At 74.6% G+C, this 2,507-nt stretch carries 3 protein-coding genes and 1 pseudogene; 1 reads left to right on the top strand and 3 read right to left on the bottom strand.

Annotated elements, in window-relative coordinates; translation table 11 throughout:
* Positions 1 to 684, bottom strand: a 684-nt coding sequence (locus tag AA75_RS33330) for an LLM class flavin-dependent oxidoreductase (protein WP_149038524.1), incomplete at its 3' end; no start/stop codon positions are given.
* A gap of 389 nt (positions 685 to 1,073) precedes the next feature.
* Between AA75_RS33330 and AA75_RS33335 the strand changes: the two genes are divergently transcribed.
* Entirely contained in the window at positions 1,074 to 1,337 is a 264-nt protein-coding gene (locus AA75_RS33335; protein ID WP_233289301.1) for an ATP/GTP-binding protein, read from the top strand.
* Positions 1,338 to 1,364: 27 nt separating this feature from the next.
* Here the strand turns inward: AA75_RS33335 and AA75_RS33340 are convergent, their stop codons facing one another.
* Both AA75_RS33340 and AA75_RS52705 read right to left on the bottom strand, forming a co-directional pair.
* Complete coding sequence (locus AA75_RS33340) at positions 1,365 to 2,126, bottom strand: ABC transporter permease subunit (protein WP_033824089.1); 762 nt, start codon at positions 2,124 to 2,126, stop codon at positions 1,365 to 1,367.
* A 1-nt stretch (position 2,127) separates the two neighbouring features.
* A pseudogene (locus tag AA75_RS52705) lies at positions 2,128 to 2,507 on the bottom strand (ABC transporter ATP-binding protein); the annotation flags it as partial.

The raw sequence follows: 2,507 nt of genomic DNA on the forward strand, positions 1-2,507 counted from the left end.
CACCACCACCGGCGGTCCGGCCGGTGCGGGCGCCGAGGCGGCCGGCCGGCGCCGCAGCGCGCCCCGCTCGTGCCGCTGCCGGGGGAAGCCGCGCAGCGCCGCCTCGGGCTCGGCGCCCAGCCCCAGCCAGCCCCCCAGCGACTCCCGCGACAGCGGCTCGGCGTACCCGGCCGGCTCCGCGGGGATCACCGGCTCGCCGGCCCGCGGCACCACCGCCACCTCCGGGAACCGGAACTGCGGCCCGTCCGCGTCCACCCGGCCCTCCCGCAGCCAGCGCAGCAGCAGGTCCAGCCGCTCGGGGAAGCCCTCCTCGTAGGCCGCCAGGCCGGTGCCGAACACCGACAGGTCGATCCACGGGCCGCCGCGCCCCACCCCGAGGGTGAACCGGCCGCCGGAGGTGAGGTGCAGCAGCGCGGCCTGCTCGCCGAGCTTCACCGGGTGGCCGGTGGACAGCACGCTGACCGCGGTGCCGACACCGATCCGGCGGGTGCGCCCGAGCAGCAGGGCGGCCAGCGTGGCGGCGTCGGGGCAGACCCCGTACGGCACGAAGTGGTGCTCGGCCAGCCAGACGCTGTCCAGGCCGGACCGCTCGGCGGCGGTGGTGGCGGCCAGGGTGCGTTCCAGCGCCTCGCTCTGGCCCTGGCCGGGGAACTGCGCGGAGAGCAGGAAGGCACCGACCCGGATCGAGTCGGTGCCGGCCTGGTGCCCGAGCACCGGAGCGGGCCCGGCCGTCGGCACCGGCGCGGGGGCCGGCAGCTGGACGGTGGGCCGGGGGGTGGTCTTGGTCATCGGAGGCCTCCTCGGGAGCGCGCAGGGTCTGCGTGCCCCGCCTTGTCCCCTTGTGAGTAACCCATGTCATGTGCCAGTGGCACGCTGATCGACCAATTTCCCGAAAGAAAGGATGGATCTCAGGGGAAACACCCGACCCCCGGGCCACCTCGTGATAGTGGCCCCGGACCCGGGCCGCCGAGCCTTACCCTTGAGGGTAAATCGTGCCCGGCCGAGAGGTAGTTGACGTGTCGCCCCGCCGAAACCGGATCTCCAGCTCCGACGGCCGCGAGGCCGCGCCGGCCGTGCCGCCGGGCGGCTCGCTGCGCCGCACCGAGAGCTACCGCGGCGAGGAGTGGGTGGTGCAGACCGTCGCGGGGACCGCGGGCCGGTTCTACCGCTGCCCGGGCTGCGACCAGGAGATCCCGCCGGGCGTCGGACACGTGGTGGCCTGGCCCGAGCACGGCGCCGGGGTGGACGACCGCCGGCACTGGCACCGGGCGTGCTGGGGAGCGCGGGAGCGCCGCGGCTCCAACATCCAGCGTGGCCGCGGCGCTCCCCGGTACTGACCCTCGCGGGCCCTGTCGGGCGTCCCGTCAGGCGTCCCGGTTCTTCAGCACCAGCGCGCCGCCGACCAGGGCCGCCAGCGTCCAGGCCAGGCAGATCAGGAAGCCCGCCCCGGCGCCGTACGGCTGCCCGCTCTCGCCGTAGACCAGCAGCATCCGCCGGCCCGCGTAGTCGGGGAAGTAGTGCGCCACGCTCTTCACCTTCGGCACCGCCGACAGGATCGGCGACAGCAGGAAGAAGAACGGGACCAGGATGCCGAGTGCCAGGGTCTGGTTGTGCAGCATCGCGGTGACGCCGGCCGAGAACAGGCAGAGCATGGTCAGGTAGGCGGCCGCGCCGAACACCGCGCGCAGCACGTTCGGCTGGCCCAGGTCGGTGGAGTGCTCACCGAGCAGCGCCTGGCCGACGAAGAAGGTGACGAAGACCGTCACCAGCGAGACGGCCAGCGCCAGCGCGCCCAGCACGACGGCCTTGGCGGTGAGCAGGGTGCCGCGCTGCGGCACGGCGGCCAGCGAGACCCGGATCAGGCCGCTGCTGTACTCGTTGCCGACCGCGAGCACGCCGAACACGATGATGGCGAGCTCGCCGAGCCCGATGCCGGACAGCGAGGTGCTGGCGGCGTCGAACGGTCCGTCGCCGGCGAAGTCGCTGAAGTTGTTCTTGGCGAGCAGGGAGATCAGCACGCCGAGGCCGAGCACCACCAGGAAGGTCAGCGCCAGGGTCCAGATGGTCGAGCGGACACTGCGGATCTTGGTCCACTCGGACTGCAGGATCGCGGGGAAGGACGCCATCTCAGTTCTCCTCTCCACCCTGCGGGGCGGGCTGCGGGACGGCCGGTGCGGCCGGGGCCGGCTGCTGCCCGGCCGGTACGGCGGCGCCCTGGCCCTGCTGCCAGCCGGCGCCCCAGGCCGGCGGTGCGCCGGGTGCGCCCGGTGCGCCCGGGCCCGCGTGGTACTCCACCGAGTCCGCGGTCATCTGCATGAACGCCTCCTCCAGCGAGGCCTGCTGCTGGCTGAGTTCGTGCAGGGTGATGCCGTGCTGCGCGGCCAGGTCGCCGAGGAAGGTCAGATCGCCGTTCTCGACCTCGTACGCGCCGCCGGCCACCGGCTCGGCCCGCAGGCCGGCGCCGTGCAGCGCGTCCAGCAGCTGCTCGGGGGGCGGGGGGCGGATCC

The sequence above is a fragment of the Kitasatospora sp. MBT63 genome, assembly GCF_000710465.2.
Classification (GTDB): Bacteria; Actinomycetota; Actinomycetes; order Streptomycetales; family Streptomycetaceae; genus Kitasatospora.